This is a genomic window from Liquorilactobacillus cacaonum DSM 21116, assembly GCF_001436735.1.
In the GTDB taxonomy this organism is placed as follows: Bacteria; Bacillota; Bacilli; order Lactobacillales; family Lactobacillaceae; genus Liquorilactobacillus; species Liquorilactobacillus cacaonum.
Map to the genome: position 1 here is coordinate 40,396 of NZ_AYZE01000010.1, position 20,061 is coordinate 60,456.

The window sequence follows — 20,061 nt, forward strand, 5'->3', positions numbered from 1 at the left end:
ATAATATAATATTATTTTGTTTGATTTTAATAATTAGAGTAAGAGATAATTTTCTTTGAATTACTAGCAATTCAAAGAAAATTCTTAATATTCAAATGGTTTTAATTTTTATATAGACAATTAATAATACTCAATGTTATAATTTGTGACATTAAATAGGGGGGTTTTGCTAATGAATGCAGCTAATACTACATTTCTAATTATCTCGTGTGTTTTGGTATTTTTTATGACACCAGGATTAGCTTTTTTTTATGGTGGACTTGTTTCGAAAAAAAATGTTGTTAATACAATGTTTTCAGTTTTTGTAATTTGTGGAGTTGCTGTTTTATTATATGCAGCAGTTGGATATGAGCTTTCTTTTAATGGTAATATTGGTGGTGTGATTGGGACAGTTAAACATTTCTTTTTAGACGGTTTAAACTTAGCACAATTACAGTCTAAAGAACTTGGAATCAATGTGGGAACATTTTTATTGTTTCAGATGATGTTTGCAATTATTACTCCAGCACTTTTTGTTGGAGCTGTTGTTGGAAGAATGAGATTTAATTTTTTACTTGTTTTTATTATTTTGTGGTCAATTTTTATCTATTATCCAATGGTACATATTGTATGGAGTAGTAATGGCTTGTTAGCATCGTATGGTGTTTTGGATTTTGCTGGAGGAACAGTTGTTCATATTAATGCCGGTGTTACAGCACTTGTTTTATCAATCTTTTTAGGCAAGAGAATAAATTTTGGCAAGGAAGAAGCTGCACATTATAATTTGCCATGGGTCTTGTTGGGTACAACAATACTTTGGATTGGTTGGTATGGATTTAATGCAGGTTCTGCACTTGGAATGACTAATGTTGCTGTCCAAGCATTCTTAACAACAACTGTAGCAACTGCTGCTGCTTTGGTTGCATGGATGGTTATGGATATGATATTTATCGGGAAACCAACTTTAGCTGGTGCTTGTACTGGAACAGTTTGTGGGCTTGTTGGGATAACACCTGCTACGGGATTTGTTACCGGTGCTGGTGCCTTTTGGATTGGCGCTTTGAGTGCTATTGTTAGCTATCTATTCATTACCTATATTAAACCAAGACTTAAATATGACGATCCATTAGATGCTTTTGGCTGTCATGGCGTTTCAGGAATAGTTGGTTCAATATTGACTGGCGCTTTTGCTAGTAAGGTTGCGAATAGCTCTATTAGTAATGGCCTATTTTACGGTGGTGGTTTTAGTCAGGTATGGATTCAGATTGTAGGTACCTTGTTCACGATTGTTTTTGTAACAGTTGTTGCAAGCATTCTAGTATTTATTTTAAAATTATTTATGAAAATTCGTGTGGAAGAAGATGCAGAAATTACAGGTTTGGATCAGGCTGAACATGGAGAAAATGCTGATTACACTGTTGCTACAAGTAGTTCAGATGTCCAAAAGTATGGTCAGGAATTTCAAGGTCAATTAGCACATTTGAATAATCCGCAAGATTAAATTTATATTTTAAAAAGGGTTAATGTAACTATCTCGGAAAGTATCTACAGGAGATTGCTATATTAACTCTTTTTTTATTCTTAAAAAGTTATTTTGATTTGATAAAGTCAGATAATGTGGCTACACCGTATTTTTTGAGTTGATATAGTAGAATATTAGCACAGGCTTGGCTGTCATTTAGGGCATTGTGATGGTGATCCAAAGTAATTCCAAGGTTTGAACATACTGTATTAAGCTTGTAGTTATCCATAGTAAATAAATTTTTAGATGTCGTGAGTGTATCAAGTATCAAATAGTTAGGAACAGGTAAGTCATAGAATTGAAGTGTATGAGTTAAAACACTGCAATCAAAGCTAGCATTATGTGCAACAACGAGTTTTTCTTTAGAAAAAAAACCGGAAATATGTGGCCAAAGTTCGGCGAAAGTTGGAGCTGATGAAACTTGTTTTTCGGTGATTCCATGTATTTGAGTATTTTTCCAATAAAATGGAACTTGTGGATTTATCAGCGAATAAAGTTCATCAATTATTTGATTGTTTTTGACTACAGTAAGTGCAATCGAACAAGCGCTATTTCTGCTTGAATTGGCTGTTTCAAAATCCAGTGCAACAAAATTCATATTTTAATCTTCCTAACATTAAAAGTTTAGTTATGAGTTAAGTTTAACAGAAAGACTTGATTTATAGAAGAGAGGTGTGAGAGTCAAATATATTAATATTTGATTAGATAAATGGTTTATTAGCACTATTAGATATGAATTTTTATAAAATAGAAGTAAGGTAACGATTTAAATCTAGTGTGAATAAAAAAGTGTTAAGATTAATCAAAATAACAAATGAGGAGTCTATAGAATGACAGTAGAACCAAAATTATTTGAAGAAAAATTTGCAGAAGGTAAAATTAAAATGGAGGAGCCTTTAGCAAATTATACAAATACGAAAACTGGGGGACCAGCTGAATTTCTTGCATTTCCAACAGAATATAAAGATATTTCTGAGATGGTTAACTTGGCAAAAAAATATAAAATTAAAGTGACTATTATTGGGAATGCAAGCAACTTGATTGTTAGGGAAAAAGGCATCAGAGGATTAGTTATAATTTTGTCTAAAATTAATAAAATTAATGTCGTGGATTATCAGATTAATGCTCAGGCAGGCGCTTCATTAATTGATGTTTCTGAGAGTGGATACAATCATGGCTTAAGTGGATTAGAATTCGCTGCTGGAATACCAGGGAGCGTGGGCGGAGCAGTTTTTATGAATGCTGGTGCCTATGGCGGAGATATTAGTCAACTTGTTAGTGAGGTAGAAGTTTTAAACAAAGAAGGTAAAATAATAAGATACAATAACGAACAAATGAAGTTCTCTTACAGACATAGTAGAATCCAAGAAGAAGAAGATATTGTTTTAAGTGCAAGTTTTAGTTTAAAAAAAGGTGAAAAAAAAGACATTCGAGAAAAAATGGATGAATTTAATTTTTTAAGGGCTGCGAAACAACCACTTGAATATCCTTCTTGTGGTAGTGTTTTTAAAAGACCTGCTGGGTACTATACCGGTAAGCTAATTCATGATGCTGGATTACAGGGATTTATGATAGGTGGTGCGCAAATTTCTTTAAAGCATGCAGGATTTATTGTTAATCGTGGGAATGCAACTGCTTCTGACTATATCGCAGTGATAAATCATGTAAAGAAAATTATTAAACAAAAATTTAAAGTGGAGTTACAAACAGAAGTAAGAATCATTGGTGAAAAATAAGTTAAGTAGGAGTTTTGCAAAAACATTAGCAGACTCCTTTTTTTTTAGTCAACTTTTTGTAATAATAATAGATGGAGGTGTTAGATGAATGTCGATTGTTGAGACAGTTATAGGGCTCGTATTATTAGTTTTATTATCAAACCTAATAAATCATTATTTTAAATATATTCCAGTTAGCTTAATTCAAATTGCCTTAGGCACACTTGCTGCACTTATTTTTAATGTAAAAATTGATTTAGAATCTAGCTGGTTTTTGCTACTTTTTATCGCACCATTATTGTACAATGATGGACGAAAATTTCCGAAAGAAGAGTTATGGAAGTTAAAGGGAGCTATTTTTAATAATGCAATTATTTTAGTTTTTATTACAATGATTATTGGTGGATATTTAATACATCTAATAATACCAGCATTACCTCTTCCAGTTGGAATAGCACTAGCTGCAATTTTAGCACCAACTGATCCAGTTGCTGTACATTCAATATCTAAACAAGTTAAATTGCCTGACAGTATTCTGCACCTAGTGAGTGGAGAGAGTTTGATTAATGATGCCAGTGGCCTTATTGGATTTAAATATGCAGTGATGGTGGCAGTTACTGGATATTTTTCGTTGAAGACAGCAGTCGTAGAGCTATTTTATTTTGGAATAGTCGGTTTTATTTCTGGTTTTGTGTTAATAACAATTGTTGTATTAATTATTGAATGGCTAATTGTAAAAGGATTTAATGATGTCGTATTCAACACGGTACTTCAATTGTGTGTACCATTTATTATATATCTATTAACAGAAGAATCTTTTCATGCTTCTGGTGTGATAGCAGTAGTTGTTGCAGGTGTTGTATTTGCTTCAAAGCGTAATTCTTTTATCAGAATACAACCAGAGATTAATATTGTTAGCGAAAGAATGTGGGATTTAATTGTTTATTTACTAAACGGTATAATGTTCACAATTTTAGGAGTGGAGCTCCCAGTTGCAATGAGAGGAACAATTGAGAATGAAGATGTAAATACCTTCTCAGCGATATTCTTTGTTTTTTTAATGTGGTTAATACTTTTATTAATTAGAATGATTTGGACTTATTGCTATCAACTTTTTACAGGAGATGCAAGAGAAAAATCGGTTAAGGAAAGGCTAAAAGTTGCTTTGTTATCTGGAATTTCAGGTGTTCGTGGAGCAATCACAATGGCTGGTGCGCTTACAATTCCAACACAAGTCGCCTCTGGTGAACCCTTTCCAGAACGATCATTGGTTCTTTTTATTGCAGCTGGTGTCATTATATTAAGTATGGTTGCAGCAATAGTAGTTTTACCATTTATTTCAGGAGATAGTGCCTTAGAAACTCGTGGTGGGTTAGGTGATTTGGATGCCAGTAAAGTCTTAGAAACATCTAGCGATGATGAGGAAGAAGAACAACCAGAAATTAATAGCAATAAAGCAAAATTGTATATTCTTAAAACTGCAGTTCGAAGTATAGAAGAACAACGGCGTGGAGGCAATGAATTAGCTGTCTATCATTTGATTTTAGAATATCAGTTTATGATAAAAAGACTTGAAATAAATGAATATACTGATGATCTAACAGCTGCAGCTACTTCAGATGAGATTAAATTACATAAAGTAGCTTTGAGAGGGCAAATAAAGGAATTAGAAAGGCTTAGACAGTCAAATCAAATTCATGAGAAAGTCTATCATAAATTTAATAGGTCGCTAAAAGGCCAAATAAAACAGGCTGATTACAAAGCAAAAGTTCAGCAAGAATGGCCTTTTCCAACTGTTATTGAATCAATAAGAAAATTTTGGCGCTCGATATCACTTTGGATTGGTGTAAGACAGGATGAAAAATACGGGGTAGAAGTTAGACTTGTCGAACGTTCAATTGCTAAAGCAGCAATTAAATCACTTTCTGAATATATAAAGAATCCAGAGGTCAATGAAAAGAAAATAAATCGTGAAGTAATATATCACATGATTATTACTTATAGAAGTACAATTGAAAAGCAAAAGAGCAAAGATGAACCAACAGGTGGTGATTATCAAGAGCAGATAAGAAAACTAAGATTTATATCCATTGCCGCACAAAGAACTGCGTTACAGTATTTGGTAGAGCAAGGGTATATTAATCATCAAGCAGCAATTAGTTTAAGACAATACATTAATCATGAAGAAAGCTTGAATTTACGGGCTGCTACATTACCAAATTAATAAAAATTATGATGTTTAAAATAAAAATCAAGGAGAAGTTCAAAAAGTATCTTTTGAGTTGCTCCTTGATTTTTTTCATTTGGTGTAAACGATCTCCATAAATTGGGACTTACCAAGCACTAGTCAAATATTCAAATTATAGAATTATCTCTTGCTATTGTTCGGTATTATTTTTGGGAGCTACTTCGGTTTTCCTTTATTAATTTTTGATTATTAGCTAAAGAATTCCGAGTAATTGCAAAAGCAAAAAAGAAAATTAATTGGATAATTGTCATAAAGCCAATGAAAACAAGCATTTTTGGATTCCACATTTGAATGATTTGAGGTATAACCTGTTTAGGATCAATAAAGAGATATGCTGTATGCAATCTTAGGAATCTTCCAATATAAATACCAATTGAAGAAAATATTATCAAAGTTAACACGAGGATAATTTTATTGTGTTTTGACCAAAGTTTAAATTTAATTAAGATAATATCTGCTACATGTTCTAAGCTCCAAAAGCCCATTAAAGAGCAACCAAAAGCACTCGCTACTAAATTTGTAAATTTTAACCACAAGTGTAGATTGAATTCCATGAGGCCCGTGGAACTATTATAAGGGTCCAACATAGCAAGATGAAAAAGATCTGTTATGACATAAGGAGCATTTGGATAAAACAAAAGCCATAAAATTATTAATGTGACCAGTGTTGGCTTTTTCTTTTGAATATCGATATGCATTGCTAATTCAATAGGAATATAGCCTAAAAATGTGTTTAACAAAAGGAAACTATACACTTCATGATGTGATGCTACTGTCAAATAGATATACAGCATATAAATGTAAAAAGCAAAACGGACAATCCATTTATTTAATGTTGACATAAAATTCACCTAATTTCTATTAAATACAATAATACATAATAATTAGAAAAAAAAGAAGGTTTAATATAGATTTTGGGGATTTTTTAACTATTTGTTGCTTAACTGAAAGTCAGATATTTGTGCTATAATTAATTTAAATTTCTTAGGAGGTAAAATGATGAGTATTGCATGGGGCAGCCTTTTCTCATGGCAAATTGTAGCAAATATAGTAGATATTTTAGTTGTGTGGTATGTTATATATAAATTAATGATGCTACTTAGAGGAACTAAAGCGGTCCAATTGTTCAGGGGTGTAATTGTAATAATTGTAATAAAATTAATAAGTTGGTTTTTTGATTTGCAAATGGTTTCTTGGGTGACTGATCAAATAATTAATTGGGGTTTTATTGCAATTATAATTATTTTTCAACCTGAAATTCGTCGCGGTCTCGAACATCTTGGTAGAGGGTCTATTTTTTTTCATAATAAGAAACAAAATGAAAATGAAAAAAATATGATTAAAGCATTAGATACAGCAATTCAATATATGTCAAAGCGACGAATAGGAGCATTAATGACAATACAAAAAAAGACTGGATTGGAGGATTACATTGAAACAGGCATCAGCCTTGATGCGGATATAACGGGAGCATTGTTAATTAATATATTTATACCAAACACACCCTTACATGATGGTGCGGTAATCATTAGGGAAAATAAAATAGCTGTAGCTGCTGCTTATTTACCACTTTCAGAAAGTAATCTAATCCCTAAGGCATTGGGTACTAGGCATAGGGCAGCAGTTGGAATTAGTGAAGTTACAGATGCACTTACAATAGTTGTCTCGGAAGAGACTGGTGGAGTAACGATTACTAAAAATAATGAATTGTTAAGAGATTTAACACGAGAAGATTATTTGAAACTTTTAAATAAAGAATTTATAGTAGAAAATGAAAATAGAAAAGAAAACAAACTTTTTGCTTTTCTGGTTAATGTGTTTGAGGGAGGAAAGAAAAAATGAATTTCAATAAATTTTTCGATTCTCCTCTTTTCTATAAAATAGTTGCGTTAGTATTTGCAGTTTTGCTTTTTTCTTACACAAACGAAGATAAATTGAGTAGCACTAGGAATAATACGGACTCTACAATGCTTGCAAACGCATCGGCAACTATGAAAGTTGGACTGCAACTAGAAGTTAATAGCAATAAATATTTTGTTACTGGATATCCGGAGAATGTGAAGGTTAAAGTTTCGGGCTCAAAGGCAATGATTACTACACTTACAAATACTCGGAATTTTAAAATTTACGCTGATTTAACTGATTTAAAGGCAGGTACTCATGAAGTGACACTAAAGCAATCGGGACTAAACAGTGATGTTGATTATACAATTAGCCCTCGAAAAATCAAAGTGACGATAAGCCCTAGAAAAACTAAGTCATTTCCCGTGCAGGTAAGTTATGATAGGCAAAGAGTAGCTAATAATTATAAAATTGGGAGTTCAACAGCAAGTCCAGATGTTGTTAGTGTTACAGGAGCAGCATCACAAGTTGATAAAATAGCAGATGTTGTCGCGGCAGTTCAGTTATCTAAGGGCAAAAAACAAACATTTAATCAGTCTGTTTTGTTGCAAGCAATAGATGATAAGGGTAAAATTCTCAACGTGGTAATTTCGCCACAAACTGTAAATGTTAAAATCCCAATCTACAGTGAAGTTACTACCAAAAAGGTCCCAATACAATTTATTGCGAGTGGTAACGGAGAGGCTAATAAAAATTACAATTTCAGTAGTTCGATAAAAACAGTGACTCTTTCTGGAACAAAAAGCCAGCTAGATGGTGTTTCTTCGTATAAAGTAACAGTTCCAATCGGAGGAATTTCGAGTACTACAACTAAAAACATTACACTTTCTTCATTAAATAATGGAGTAGCAATTGTTCAACCAAAAAGTTTAGATGTTAAAATTAGTGTTACTGATGATACTTCTTCGCAAACTGATAACTCGGTAAGTGAGACGTCTAGTTCATCTGCAACGTCCAGTGAGTCTAATTTGGAAAGTAATACTCAAACATCTTCACAGAGTTCAGCGAGTAATGGGGATTAATAAATAAAATTAGTAGTGAAATGAGGATTATTTAAAATGAAATATTTTGGTACAGATGGTGTAAGAGGTATTGCTAACAAAGAGCTGAGCCCAGAGCTTGCCTTTAAATTGGGACGTTGCGGTGGTTATGTGTTAACTAAGCATGCAAGTGATACTAAGCCACCTAGGGTTCTGGTAGCACGCGATACAAGAATTTCTGGGCAAATGTTGGAACAGGCTTTGATTGCTGGGTTACTTTCAGTAGGGATTGAAGTATTTTCATTAGGGGTTATTACAACACCTGGGGTCGCCTATTTAGTAAGAGTTCAAGATGCTGATGCAGGCATTATGATTTCAGCATCGCACAATCCTGTGGAGGATAATGGAATTAAGTTTTTTGGTGGTGATGGATATAAACTTTCGGATGAAAAAGAAGCTGAGATAGAAGAACTTTTAGAAGAAGAAGTAGATAATCTACCACGACCATCTGCAAACGGGCTTGGAACGTTAAGCGATTATCATGAAGGCGTATTGAAGTATACACAATTTTTGGAGCAAACCATTCCAGATAACTTAGAAGGAATTCATATTGCAGTTGATGGTGCAAATGGGGCTACAAGTGGACTTATTTCAAGACTATTTGCAGATTTAAATGTGGATTTTGATACCATGGCAACTGAACCTGATGGCTTAAATATAAATAAAGCTGTGGGATCGACACATCCTGAAGAATTAGCAAAGTTTGTTGTTGAAAAGGGAGCACAACTGGGAGTCGCTTTTGATGGTGATGGGGACAGATGTATTGCAGTTGATGAATTAGGTAATATTGTTGATGGCGATAAAATTATGTATATTTGTGGTAAATACTTAAGTGAACGTGGAAGATTAAAAAAAGATACAATTGTGACAACAGTTATGAGTAATATCGGTTTATACAAGGCAATGGAAAAGCAAAATTTACAATCTGTCAAAACAAAAGTTGGAGACCGTTACGTAGTGGAAGAGATGTGCAAGTCTGGCTATAATCTTGGGGGAGAGCAATCTGGGCATGTTGTTTTTTTAGATTTTAATACAACAGGTGATGGGATGCTTACAGCTTTACAACTACTTAATGTAGTTCAAAAGACAGGAAAGAAATTATCAGAGCTAGCTAGTGAAGTGATAACTTATCCGCAAGAATTGATTAATGTAAAGGTAACGGATAAAAAAATAGCTTTGGAAAATATGGCAATAAAAAAAGTAATTGCTGATGTTCAAACGGCTATGGGGTCTGAAGGGCGTGTATTAGTACGACCTAGTGGGACGGAAAATCTTTTAAGAGTAATGGCAGAGGCCGAAACTAAAGAAAAGGTTCATGAATACGTAATGAAAATTGTCGATGTCGTTAATGCAGAAATGGGTATTTAGATTAAATTTTAATTGGTAGTATCAAAAAAGATTAACCAAGGTTTTATTCTTGGCTAATCTTTTTTTAGTTAACAAAGAAATTTATTCCGACATTAATTAAGCGCAAAAGTAAATATAGTATAAGAGAAATAAAAATATAAAATAAGACAATTAAAATTAAAGGAATAAACCAATATTTAGTTTGAAATAACATAAAACCTATGTTCAAAATTTTGAGTGTTGCACTGTATTGACTTAAAATAGAAATAATAAATCTCATAAGACATAAGATTGCGCCTAAAAAAAAACTGAATTTAAATTGTTTTGAATTTATCAAGTTAATAATCCCCCGATGAAATAAGATTGAACAGTTAACTTACAGTATATTCCAAAAAAAAAATAAAAAAAGTGATAAGTTTGTTGACAACGCTTACAAAAGGAAGTAATATAACTTATGTAAGGTAATTACTTTTTACCTTCTAATCAATTCTCTTTCTCTCTTATGCCAGAAGCCTTGAAATTTTTAATTTCTAGGCTTCTTTTTTTATGGATATTTAATGGTCTAAATAATATCAATAATTATGATTAATTTTGAAACAATTGGACTATATAAATCAATAATGAGTGAAATATAATATATTTTCTAGGTAGCTTCTGGATAGTGTAGCTAAATTAAATATGGATCGATAATTGGTTGACTAAACAATGCTGGAAAATCTATACTTATTCATGAAAAGGTGGGAATTATAAATTATGAAGAGTAATGAAATACTAACCTTAATTGAGGAAATAACAAGAAACAATAATACTAAGTTTTTTGAAATCTCAAATATGGTACAAAATGGCAGAGCAGAGCTAGCTGTTCAAAGAGGTATGATAAAAAATGTTAGGATTTTACAGTTAAATATTCCACGTTCTTCAAACGTTATTGCCTATGAAAATTATATCAACAAGAATTTTTATATGCCTAATGAGAACTTTGACCATTTTGAAGAATGGAAACGGACAGAGGATATCGAACAAATTGTTAAACAAATTTTAATTGAGAATCATATTTCTTAGTTTTATGTTCAAAAATTTAAAAAAGATAGTAAAAAAAACATTCATTTACACAAACGTTACAATAAAGTGACGTTTAACTTTACATTCAGGTAATAGAATAATACTTGTAACAACGAAAGGAAGAAGAAAAAAATGAAAAAGATCACCAAAATTGCTACTGTTATTATTGCCGCTTCAGCTATTCTTGTTGGATGTGGGAAAGCTAATTCAGGTTCATCATCGTCATCATCATCATCTGCATCAAGTAAAGCAGTTTCTGGAAAGATTACAATTGTTGGATCAACTGCTTTACAACCATTGGTAGAAAAGGCAGCAGAGAATTTTCAAACAGATAATTCTAAAGTAAGTATCACTGTCCAAGGTGGTGGGTCTGGTACTGGCTTGAGCCAAGTGCAAGCCGGGGCAGTAACAGTTGGTAACTCTGATATCTTCGCACAACAAAGTGATGGTATTAAAGCGAGTGAACTTGAAGATAACAAAGTTGCTGTTGTAGGGATGGCGCCTGTTGTCAACAAAAATGTTGGTGTAACTAACTTAACAATGAAACAATTACGTAATATCTTCACAGGAAAAATCACTAACTGGAAAGAAGTTGGCGGAAAAGACCAATCGATTGTCTTGATTAATCGTGCTGAAGGTAGTGGAACACGTGCAACATTTGAAACAAATGTTATGGACGGTCAAACTGCAGCTAAGTCTCAAGAACAAGATTCTAATGGGACAGTTCAAAAGATGGTTTCAGAAACACCAGGTGCAATTAGCTACTTAGCTTTCTCATATATTACTTCTGATGTGCAAGCATTGTCACTTGATGGTGTTAAACCAACTGATGCTAATGTTATTACAAACAAATGGAAGATTTGGTCATACGAACACATGTATACAAAGGGTAAACCTAATGCTGCAACAAAAGCATTTCTCGATTACATGAAATCAGACAAAGTTCAAAAGAGTTTAGTAAAAGAACTTGGATATCTTTCAATTAGCAAGATGAAAGTTCAAAAAGATTCAGATAACAAGGTAACTGAAATTAAATAGTAATGTAATACTTTGGTCTTTGATTGTATAATAATTTAAGAATAATTGTTAGCAATGAATGATTATTGGGGGTAGGCTATGTGAAAATTCATTTAGCTTACTCCCAAATTTTGGTAGAAAGGTGATTTTTTATGGACCCAATCAAAAATAAGATACAAAGCACCTCTAAAGAAACAAGACAAGATATAATTGGTAAGATTTTATCCTATTCATGTATAGCATTAATTGTAATTGTTGTTTTATCAATTTTTGCATTTGTAGCATCTAAAGGTTTGGCTACATTTATTGTTAATAAGGCAAGTATTAGTGATTTTTTGTTCGGAACTAACTGGAATCCAATTGCAACTGATAAAGCAGGTAATCCTTTACTAGGTGCGTTACCAATGATAACAGGTTCTTTTGGAGTCACAATTCTTGCTGTTATTTTTGCGGCTCCTTTTGCTATTGGAACTGCATTATATATGACAGAAGTGGCATCAAAAAAAGGCGAAAAGTTACTTCAAAGTGTTATTGAGTTATTAGTTGGAATTCCTTCTGTTGTCTATGGTTTTATTGGATTATCAGTTGTTGTTCCATTTGTTAGAATACATTTTGGTGGTTCGGGCTATGGAATTTTATCTGGGGCATTTGTTCTTTTTGTCATGGTATTACCCACAGTTACGTCGATGACTGTGGATAGCTTACGTGCAGTTCCAAGGTACTATAAAGAAGCTTCTTTAGCATTAGGTGCAACCAAATGGCAGACAATTTATAAAGTGTTGCTTCGTTCGGCAACTTCAGGTATTTTAACAGCAATTATTTTTGGGATGGCACGTGCTTTTGGTGAGGCACTGGCTGTACAAATGGTCATTGGGAATGCTGCAATTATGCCAAAAGGGTTGTTAGCACCTGCATCTACCTTAACCAGTGTTCTTACAATGGGAATCGGAAACACTGTTATGGGTACGGTTGGAAACAATGCTCTTTGGTCATTAGCTTTGATGTTGTTATTAATGTCATTGATTTTCAACATAATTGTAAGATTCATTGGTCGCAAAGGGAGAATGTAACATGAAAACAAAATTACAGAATAATATAGCTATTACTGTTATTCGAATTATTGCAGCACTTGTGGTTTTGATTCTTGCTTTTTTATTAGGAGATATTTTAATATCAGGTGTTCCTCATATTTCTTGGCACTTTCTAACTGCTCCATCGCAGTCCTTTACCAGTGGTGGGGGAATTGGAGTACAGCTATTTAATTCAATTTATTTATTGATTTTAACGTTAATAATTTCATTTCCAATTTCTTTAGGTGCAGGGATTTTTTTGTCTGAGTACGCACCAAAAAATTTCTTTACAGCAACAGTACGTATGGCGATTGAAGTTTTAAGCTCTCTTCCATCTGTTGTTGTCGGTTTGTTTGGCTTTTTATTATTTGTTGTTCAAATGGATATGGGTTTTTCAATTCTATCTGGAGCAATTGCGTTAACATTTTTTAACCTTCCTTTATTGACCAGAAATATTGAGGAGTCTTTGCGCTCTGTACCAGATTTGCAAAGGGAAGCTGGATTGGCCCTTGGACTTTCAAAATGGAAAACTGTTACTAAAATAATTTTGCCAGAAGCCCTTCCTGGAATTATAACTGGTGTTGTACTTGGAGCTGGTCGTGTCTTCGGTGAGGCTGCTGCATTAATCTATACGGCAGGTCAAAGTGCAACAAACATTAATTTTGGGAACTGGAATCCTTTTAATTCAACAAGCCCTCTTAATTTAATGAGACCAGCTGAGACTTTAGCAGTTCATATCTGGAAAATTAATTCTGAAGGTGTTATGCCCGATGCTGCAGCGGTTTCAGCTGGATCATCTGCTGTTTTGATTATTGCTGTTTTGATTTTTAATTTTTCTGCCCGATTAATTGGAAATCGGTTATATCGTAAGTTAACAGCAACAAAATAGGAGGATTTAGAAATGGGAATTAATAAGTATGACTTTAATGAAAAAAATATCTTAAAATTTGATTCAAATGAGCATGAAATCGCGATTGCGACCAAAAAATTGCAGGTTTTTTACGGGGATAATCATGCATTGTTTGATGGTGACTTGGAATTTGAAAGATATAAAATTACGTCTTTAATAGGTGCATCAGGATCTGGAAAATCAACATACTTACGATCTTTGAATCGAATGAATGACAATGTTGCCAGAGTTGAAGGTGAGATTCAGTATCGCGGACTAAATGTAAACTCAAAAAAAATAAATGTTTATGAGATGAGAAAACACATCGGGATGGTTTTTCAAAGGCCTAATCCTTTTTCAAAATCAATTAGCGAAAATATTACTTTTGCATTAAAAGAACAAGGATTAAAAGATAAAAAGAAACTTGAAGAAGTTGTTGAAAGCAGTTTAAAGGATGCAGCACTTTGGGATGAAGTTAAAGACGACTTAAATAAAAGTGCTTGGTCACTTTCAGGGGGGCAACAACAACGGTTATGCATTGCTCGTACGATTGCAATGAAACCTGATATTTTGTTATTAGATGAACCCGCAAGTGCATTGGATCCAATTTCAACAAGTAAGATCGAAGAAACATTGGTGGAATTGAAAAAGCGTTATACAATTATTATTGTGACACATAATATGCAACAAGCATCTAGAATTAGTGATTATACTGCTTTTTTTCACTTAGGTCATATTCTTGAATATGATAAGACAAAGCACATTTTTACAACACCTAAAGTTACGGCAACAAATGATTATATTTCCGGGAACTTTGGCTAGGAGGCACAAATATGGAAGAATTTATTACTACAAAAGACATACATCTGTATTATGGGAAAAAAGAGGCATTAAAGGGAATCAACCTATCATTCCCCAATAAGGGAATTAATGCCTTAATTGGTCCATCAGGTTGCGGGAAGTCAACATATTTGCGAACTCTTAATCGAATGAATGATTTGATACCTTCAGTAACAATGACAGGAAGCATTATGATTAATGGTGAGGACATATATAGTCCAAAAATGGATACAGTTGATTTAAGAAAAAAAGTTGGTATGGTTTTTCAACAACCGAATCCTTTTCCATTTTCTATTTATGAGAACGTGACTTATGGACTAAGAATTGCTGGTATTAAGGATAAGCAAATATTAGATGAACGTGTGGAACAAAGCCTAAAGCAAGCTGCTGTTTGGGATGAGGTCAAAGACAATTTACACAAAAGTGCACTGTCACTTTCTGGTGGTCAGCAACAACGTGTATGTATTGCGAGAGTACTAGCAGTTCAGCCAGATGTAATTTTGCTAGATGAACCAACGAGTGCATTGGATCCAGTATCGAGCGGACTAATTGAAGATATGCTTTTAACAATCAGGGATAATTATACTATCATCATAGTAACTCATAATTTACAGCAAGCTTCACGAATTTCTGACAGAACTGCTTTCTTCTTAAATGGAGAATTGATTGAGGAAGGTAAAACAAAGGGTGTATTTTTAAATCCGCAAAGACAAGAAACAGATGACTATATTAGTGGACGTTTTGGATAGAAAAGGGGGAATTTAAATGAGAAAAATTTTAGAAGAACAAATTGAAAACCTTCATCAAGATTTTGCTAAAATGGGCTTTGATGTTGCAAAGTCACTTGAAAATGCAACAAAAGTTTTTGAAACACATGATAAAGAATTAGCTAAGGAAGTTTTACAAAAAGATGTTGCAATAAATGAAAGCGAAATTTATCTAGAAAGAAAAACGGCTCAAGTTATTGCTTTACAACAGCCAGTAGCCAGTGATTTACGAGTCTTGATTACGATTTTGAAGGCAAGTTCTGATTTGGAAAGAATTGGTGACCATGCTGTAAGTATCGTACACTCAGTTAAGAGAATTACTGAGGCTAATCGTAATAAAGAAATTGAAGATATTTTGGTAGAGATGAGCAAACATGTTGATAAAATGTTGCTAGATGTAATTGATGCATATGTGCACAATGATGAAGAAAAGGCTCGGGCTGTCGCAGATTCTGACAAGCTTAATGATAATTATTTAAGAGATGTTCGAAAAAAAGCATTAGATGAAATGCAGGCTGATTCTGATTTTGTAAGTGTTGGGTCAGAATATATGGTAATTGCTACTCATTTTGAAAGAATGGGTGATTATGTAACTAATGTTTCAGAATGGATTGTATATACAAATACAGGAAGAATTGTAGAACTTGGGCCAACTGATTTGGAAAAAAAATAATTAATTGGTCGGGCAAAATTAAAAAAAATGAACATTTTAAATCCTGATAATTCAGACTTTAAAGTGGATTTCAAAGGAGCGTTACAAAACTAGCAAGTTTGTAGCGCTTTTTTTTTTGAGTTAATGATTGTACTAGGTAAAAAAATATGATATTTTTTACATAAATGAAAAGGATTCTCATTTAGAAGGTGTAAATTTTGAAAACTTTGGCTGAAATTAAAAATAAGGGGACATATGTAATTACAGAGATTTTAGGTGACAAAAAAATAATTAGGCGACTCAACGAAATTGGAATAGTGAATAACGTAACATTTAGTTTACTAAACGGTACTGATGAGTTTTCAGGAAAAGTGATTATTTTGCGGGGACAAAGATTGGCAATAAGTTCATCACTTGCTAGAAAATTGCTTGTGATAAATGTAAACGAAGAAATCGACAAAAATTTGCAAAAATTATCACAATTACATATTGGAGATATTGGAGTTGCAGTAAAGATTAATGGTTCAAGGCCTTTAAGAAAGAGACTATTGGATATGGGGCTGACAGGCCATACGCCTATTAAGGTTTGTCAAATAGCTCCTTTGGGTGATCCCATTGAAATTGAATTAAGAGGGTACAAATTAAGTTTGCGAAAAGAAGAAGCAGACTATGTTGTAGTTAGGAGTGTTGGCATTTGAAAAATATTGCGTTAGTTGGTAATCCAAATAGCGGAAAAACGACTCTTTTTAATGTTCTTACGGGTTCTACTCAAACGATTGGCAACTGGCCTGGCGTAACAGTTGAGAAAAAATCAGGGAAATTAAAAAAAGATGACAATATAATTATTCAAGATTTGCCGGGAACCTATTCTTTATCTCCTTATAGCATCGAAGAAGTTGTTACTCGAAAATTCATAATAGAAGAGCGCCCAAATCTAATAGTAGATGTTTTAGATGCAACAAATCTTGAAAGAAATCTCTATCTAACATTACAATTAATGGAAACAGGAATTCCAGTAGTTTTGGCAATGAATATGATGGATATAATGGAAAAGTCTGGTAAGAAGATAAACATCGATAAATTGTCTTATTTATTGTCAGTACAGGTAGTTTGGATTAGTGCTTTAAAAAAAAGAAATATGGCAAAATTGGAAAGAGAAATCGAAATACAACAGAATTTATATCCTTATCCAGAATATGATGAACGCTTGGAAAGTGCGCTTTGTATGATTGAAGACACTATCAAGAATAGCGTAAGCAAAGAAAATCTACGTTGGTATGCAATTAAATTATTTGAATGTGATGAGCAAGTTAAAGATGAACTGCAGTTAGATGATGAAAAAAAAGAAGAAATTGACGGAATAATTGAAACTGCTGAAGAAATTTTTGGCGATAATAGTGACAGTATTGTAGTGAATGCTAGATATGACTTTATTGCAAAAATAATTGAAATGTCGGTAATTTCTACGGATGATTTTAAAGCAACCATGAGTGATAAAATTGATAATGTGCTAACAAACCGTTTTTTTGCACTACCAATTTTCATTATGATAATGTGGTTTATATACTATCTATCAATCCAAACTATAGGTACTATGGGATCAGATTGGGTCAATAATGTACTTTTTGGGAACTGGATTCCGAATTTTGCTACCTCAATGCTACAAAATCTTGATGTTGCACACTGGATGCAAGGATTAGTAGTAGACGGTATAATTAATGGGATGGGCTCGATTTTAGGATTTGTACCGCAAATTATGATGCTATTTCTTTGTTTAGGAATTTTGGAAGACTGTGGATATATGGCAAGAATTGCTTTTGTTATGGATCGGATTTTTCATAAATTCAATTTGTCTGGTAAGTCTTTTATACCAATGTTAATTTCGACAGGTTGTGGTGTCCCTGGGATTATGGCAACTAGAACGATTGAAAATGAAAAGGATCGAAAAATGACAATTATGCTTACAACTTTTATGCCATGTTCTGCCAAATTAACAGTAATTGCACTAATAGCGGGGACTTTTTTCCCACATCAAAGTTGGGTAGCTCCTTCAGCCTATTTTATGGGAATGTTAGCGGTTATTGGTTCAGGAGTTTTTTTAAAGAAGACGAAACTTTTTTCGGGTCCCCCATTGCCATTTGTAATGGAGTTACCCACTTATCATTTTCCAAGGGCAGCAAATGTGGCAAATCAAGTTATAAACAGGGCAAAAGGTTTTATAAAGAAAGCTGGAACAATTATTTTTGCTTCGTGTGTTATGATTTGGTTCTTTTCAAGTTTTAATTTTAAGTTGCAAACTGTTCCACAAGCACAAAGCATGTTAAAAGTATTCGGTACTATTTTGTCACCAATATTTGCTCCATTAGGTTTTGGTGATTGGCATGCAACTGTCGCTGTTTTAGCAGGACTAATTGCGAAGGAAAACTGTGTTGGAACACTGAGAATTGCATTTGGTAGTGAATCTTCAGCAGCTTTTACAGAAACGCTCAGAACATCATATTCAGCTGTTGCTGGATATTCATTTCTAACATTTAATTTACTCTGTGCACCTTGTTTTGCAGCCATCGGGACGATGTATAAAGAATATGGGGATGCTAGGTGGACATTAAGAGCAGTAGGGTATCAAACAGCTGTCGCATATTTGGTTTCGGTACTAATTTATCAAACTTTTCAACTAGCGAATGGTAAAATTAGTTGGCATTCTATATTGCTTGTTATTTTTGTGATCTCATTATTCGTTTATGGATTAGTTATTAAAACTGATAAGAAAGATACGCTGTTTAAAATTCAAAATGAAATGAAGGGAGATTCAATAATATGATTGCAACTATTATTTTAGCAATTATAATATTTACGGCTTTTTTCTATATTCTCTATGCACGCTTTTTTAAGAAGGGAAATAGTGGGTGTCATGACTGTGAGGATATAGGGTGCCCACTTGTGAATAGTCATCAGGAAAGTAGAAAAAAATAATTAAAGTAACTTAATTAAAAAAACTTTGTAAGTCATTCTTTTGTGAAATTTTTCAAATATTAATTAGAATTGTTGCAAAAATGTGTTAGAATATAGACGTACTCAAAAGAGTAATACAATTTAGGAGGCTGTTTTATGTCAATCGTAAACGGTAATGGAATCTTTGACGCTGCTCGTTCAGGTCACTATGCAGTCGGAGCATTCAACACAAACAACTTGGAATGGACACGTGCAATTCTTGCTGCTGCGCAAGAAACTAACACACCAATCTTAATTCAAACATCAATGGGTGCTGCAAAGTACATGGGTGGTTATGAATTATGCCTTAACTTGGTGCAACAAACTGTTAAGTCAATGGGAATTACTGTTCCTGTTATAATGCATCTCGACCATGGTAACTACGAAGCTGCTAAGGAATGTATTGAAGTTGGTTATACATCCGTTATGTTCGATGGCCATGATCTTCCATTTGAAGAAAACTTGGAAAAGACAAAAGAAATTGTTGCTTTAGCACATGCTAAAGGTATCACTGTTGAAGCTGAAGTTGGTTCAATTGGTGGAGAAGAAGATGGTATTATTGGTGCAGGTGAATTAGCTGATGTTGAAGAAGCTAAGCAAATTGCTGCTACAGGTGTTGATTATTTAGCATGTGGTATTGGTAATATCCATGGTAAGTATCCAGCAAATTGGACAGGATTAAACTTCGATCGCTTAAAGGAACTTGCTGAAGTTATTGAAACTCCACTTGTTCTTCATGGTGGTTCAGGAATTCCTAAGGAACAGATTCAAAAAGCTATTGCAATGGGTGTTTCTAAAGTTAATGTTAATACAGAATGCCAATTAGCTTTTGCAGAAGCAACTCGTAAATATATTGAAGCTGGTAAAGATGAAGAAGGTAAGGGTTACGATCCTCGTAAACTTCTTGCACCAGGTACACAAGCTATTACAGATGTTGTTAAAGAACGCATTGACTGGTTTGGTACACCAGAAGCTTAATTAGTGCTAATAAAAAAACGATTCTTAGGAATCGTTTTTTTA

General features: G+C 33.3%; 19 protein-coding genes. 17 read left to right on the plus strand and 2 right to left on the minus strand.

The genetic code is table 11. From position 1 onward, the window contains the following. Window positions 1–172 precede the first annotated feature (172 nt). Window positions 173–1,480 (plus strand): ammonium transporter, encoded by a 1,308-nt coding sequence (locus tag FC80_RS03410; RefSeq protein WP_057828745.1) that lies wholly within the window; start codon window positions 173–175, stop codon window positions 1,478–1,480. A gap of 88 nt (window positions 1,481–1,568) precedes the next feature. Here FC80_RS03410 and FC80_RS03415 read toward each other — a convergent pair whose 3' ends face one another. Beyond that, window positions 1,569–2,099, minus strand: a complete 531-nt coding sequence (locus FC80_RS03415; RefSeq protein ID WP_057828746.1) for a 3'-5' exonuclease — start codon at window positions 2,097–2,099, stop codon at window positions 1,569–1,571. Between the two features lie 232 nt (window positions 2,100–2,331). On the opposite strand from FC80_RS03415, the gene murB reads away from it, so the two are divergent. Together murB and FC80_RS03425 are read left to right on the plus strand one after the other, a co-directional pair. Then, the gene (gene murB, locus FC80_RS03420) at window positions 2,332–3,237 is read left to right on the plus strand and encodes a UDP-N-acetylmuramate dehydrogenase (protein WP_057828747.1); all 906 of its coding nucleotides are present in this window, start codon (window positions 2,332–2,334) and stop codon (window positions 3,235–3,237) included. An 88-nt stretch (window positions 3,238–3,325) separates the two neighbouring features. Further along, a complete protein-coding gene (locus FC80_RS03425) occupies window positions 3,326–5,440 on the plus strand; it encodes a cation:proton antiporter (protein ID WP_057828748.1) in 2,115 nt (704 codons plus the stop codon). A 167-nt stretch (window positions 5,441–5,607) separates the two neighbouring features. On the opposite strand, the gene FC80_RS03430 is transcribed toward FC80_RS03425, so the two are convergent. Further along, entirely contained in the window at window positions 5,608–6,306 is a 699-nt protein-coding gene (locus FC80_RS03430; RefSeq protein WP_057828749.1) for a DUF1361 domain-containing protein, read from the minus strand. 157 nt (window positions 6,307–6,463) lie between these two features. On the opposite strand from FC80_RS03430, the gene cdaA reads away from it, so the two are divergent. The 14 genes from cdaA to FC80_RS03495 all read left to right on the plus strand — a co-directional run bounded on the left by cdaA (window position 6,464) and on the right by FC80_RS03495 (window position 20,019). Beyond that, window positions 6,464–7,306 carry a diadenylate cyclase CdaA gene (gene cdaA, locus FC80_RS03435; RefSeq protein ID WP_057828750.1) on the plus strand — a complete coding sequence of 281 codons (843 nt, stop codon included), beginning with the start codon at window positions 6,464–6,466 and terminating at the stop codon, window positions 7,304–7,306. Next, a complete protein-coding gene (locus FC80_RS03440; RefSeq protein WP_057828751.1) occupies window positions 7,303–8,388 on the plus strand; it encodes a CdaR family protein in 1,086 nt (361 codons plus the stop codon). The genes cdaA and FC80_RS03440 overlap by 4 nt, the downstream gene beginning before the upstream one ends. A 36-nt stretch (window positions 8,389–8,424) precedes the next feature. Further along, complete coding sequence (glmM, locus tag FC80_RS03445; protein WP_057828752.1) at window positions 8,425–9,774, plus strand: phosphoglucosamine mutase; 1,350 nt, start codon at window positions 8,425–8,427, stop codon at window positions 9,772–9,774. Between the two features lie 732 nt (window positions 9,775–10,506). Then, window positions 10,507–10,815, plus strand: coding sequence for a hypothetical protein (locus tag FC80_RS03450; RefSeq protein ID WP_057828753.1), 309 nt, complete (start codon window positions 10,507–10,509; stop codon window positions 10,813–10,815). Between the two features lie 132 nt (window positions 10,816–10,947). Next, window positions 10,948–11,853 (plus strand): phosphate ABC transporter substrate-binding protein, encoded by a 906-nt coding sequence (locus FC80_RS03455; protein WP_057828754.1) that lies wholly within the window; start codon window positions 10,948–10,950, stop codon window positions 11,851–11,853. Window positions 11,854–11,984: 131 nt separating this feature from the next. Next, window positions 11,985–12,902, plus strand: a complete 918-nt coding sequence (gene pstC, locus FC80_RS03460; protein WP_057828755.1) for a phosphate ABC transporter permease subunit PstC — start codon at window positions 11,985–11,987, stop codon at window positions 12,900–12,902. A gap of 1 nt (window position 12,903) precedes the next feature. Then, on the plus strand, window positions 12,904–13,791 hold the full coding sequence (gene pstA / locus FC80_RS03465; protein ID WP_057828756.1) for a phosphate ABC transporter permease PstA: 888 nt from the start codon (window positions 12,904–12,906) through the stop codon (window positions 13,789–13,791). Between the two features lie 12 nt (window positions 13,792–13,803). Continuing rightward, the gene (gene pstB / locus FC80_RS03470) at window positions 13,804–14,613 is read left to right on the plus strand and encodes a phosphate ABC transporter ATP-binding protein PstB (protein WP_057828757.1); all 810 of its coding nucleotides are present in this window, start codon (window positions 13,804–13,806) and stop codon (window positions 14,611–14,613) included. Between the two features lie 11 nt (window positions 14,614–14,624). Further along, window positions 14,625–15,380, plus strand: a complete 756-nt coding sequence (gene pstB, locus FC80_RS03475) for a phosphate ABC transporter ATP-binding protein PstB (protein ID WP_057828758.1) — start codon at window positions 14,625–14,627, stop codon at window positions 15,378–15,380. Between the two features lie 16 nt (window positions 15,381–15,396). Then, window positions 15,397–16,071 carry a phosphate signaling complex protein PhoU gene (gene phoU / locus FC80_RS03480; RefSeq protein ID WP_057828759.1) on the plus strand — a complete coding sequence of 225 codons (675 nt, stop codon included), beginning with the start codon at window positions 15,397–15,399 and terminating at the stop codon, window positions 16,069–16,071. Window positions 16,072–16,268: 197 nt separating this feature from the next. After that, window positions 16,269–16,748: a FeoA family protein gene (locus tag FC80_RS03485; protein ID WP_057828760.1), complete on the plus strand. Its 480-nt coding sequence runs from the start codon at window positions 16,269–16,271 to the stop codon at window positions 16,746–16,748. Beyond that, the gene (feoB, locus tag FC80_RS03490) at window positions 16,745–18,871 is read left to right on the plus strand and encodes a ferrous iron transport protein B (protein WP_057828761.1); all 2,127 of its coding nucleotides are present in this window, start codon (window positions 16,745–16,747) and stop codon (window positions 18,869–18,871) included. The genes FC80_RS03485 and feoB overlap by 4 nt, the downstream gene beginning before the upstream one ends. Further along, window positions 18,868–19,023: a FeoB-associated Cys-rich membrane protein gene (locus FC80_RS09735; RefSeq protein ID WP_083486917.1), complete on the plus strand. Its 156-nt coding sequence runs from the start codon at window positions 18,868–18,870 to the stop codon at window positions 19,021–19,023. Before feoB ends, FC80_RS09735 begins: the two co-directional genes overlap by 4 nt. Window positions 19,024–19,158: 135 nt before the next feature. Continuing rightward, complete coding sequence (locus FC80_RS03495) at window positions 19,159–20,019, plus strand: class II fructose-bisphosphate aldolase (protein WP_057828762.1); 861 nt, start codon at window positions 19,159–19,161, stop codon at window positions 20,017–20,019. Window positions 20,020–20,061: the final 42 nt, after the last annotated feature.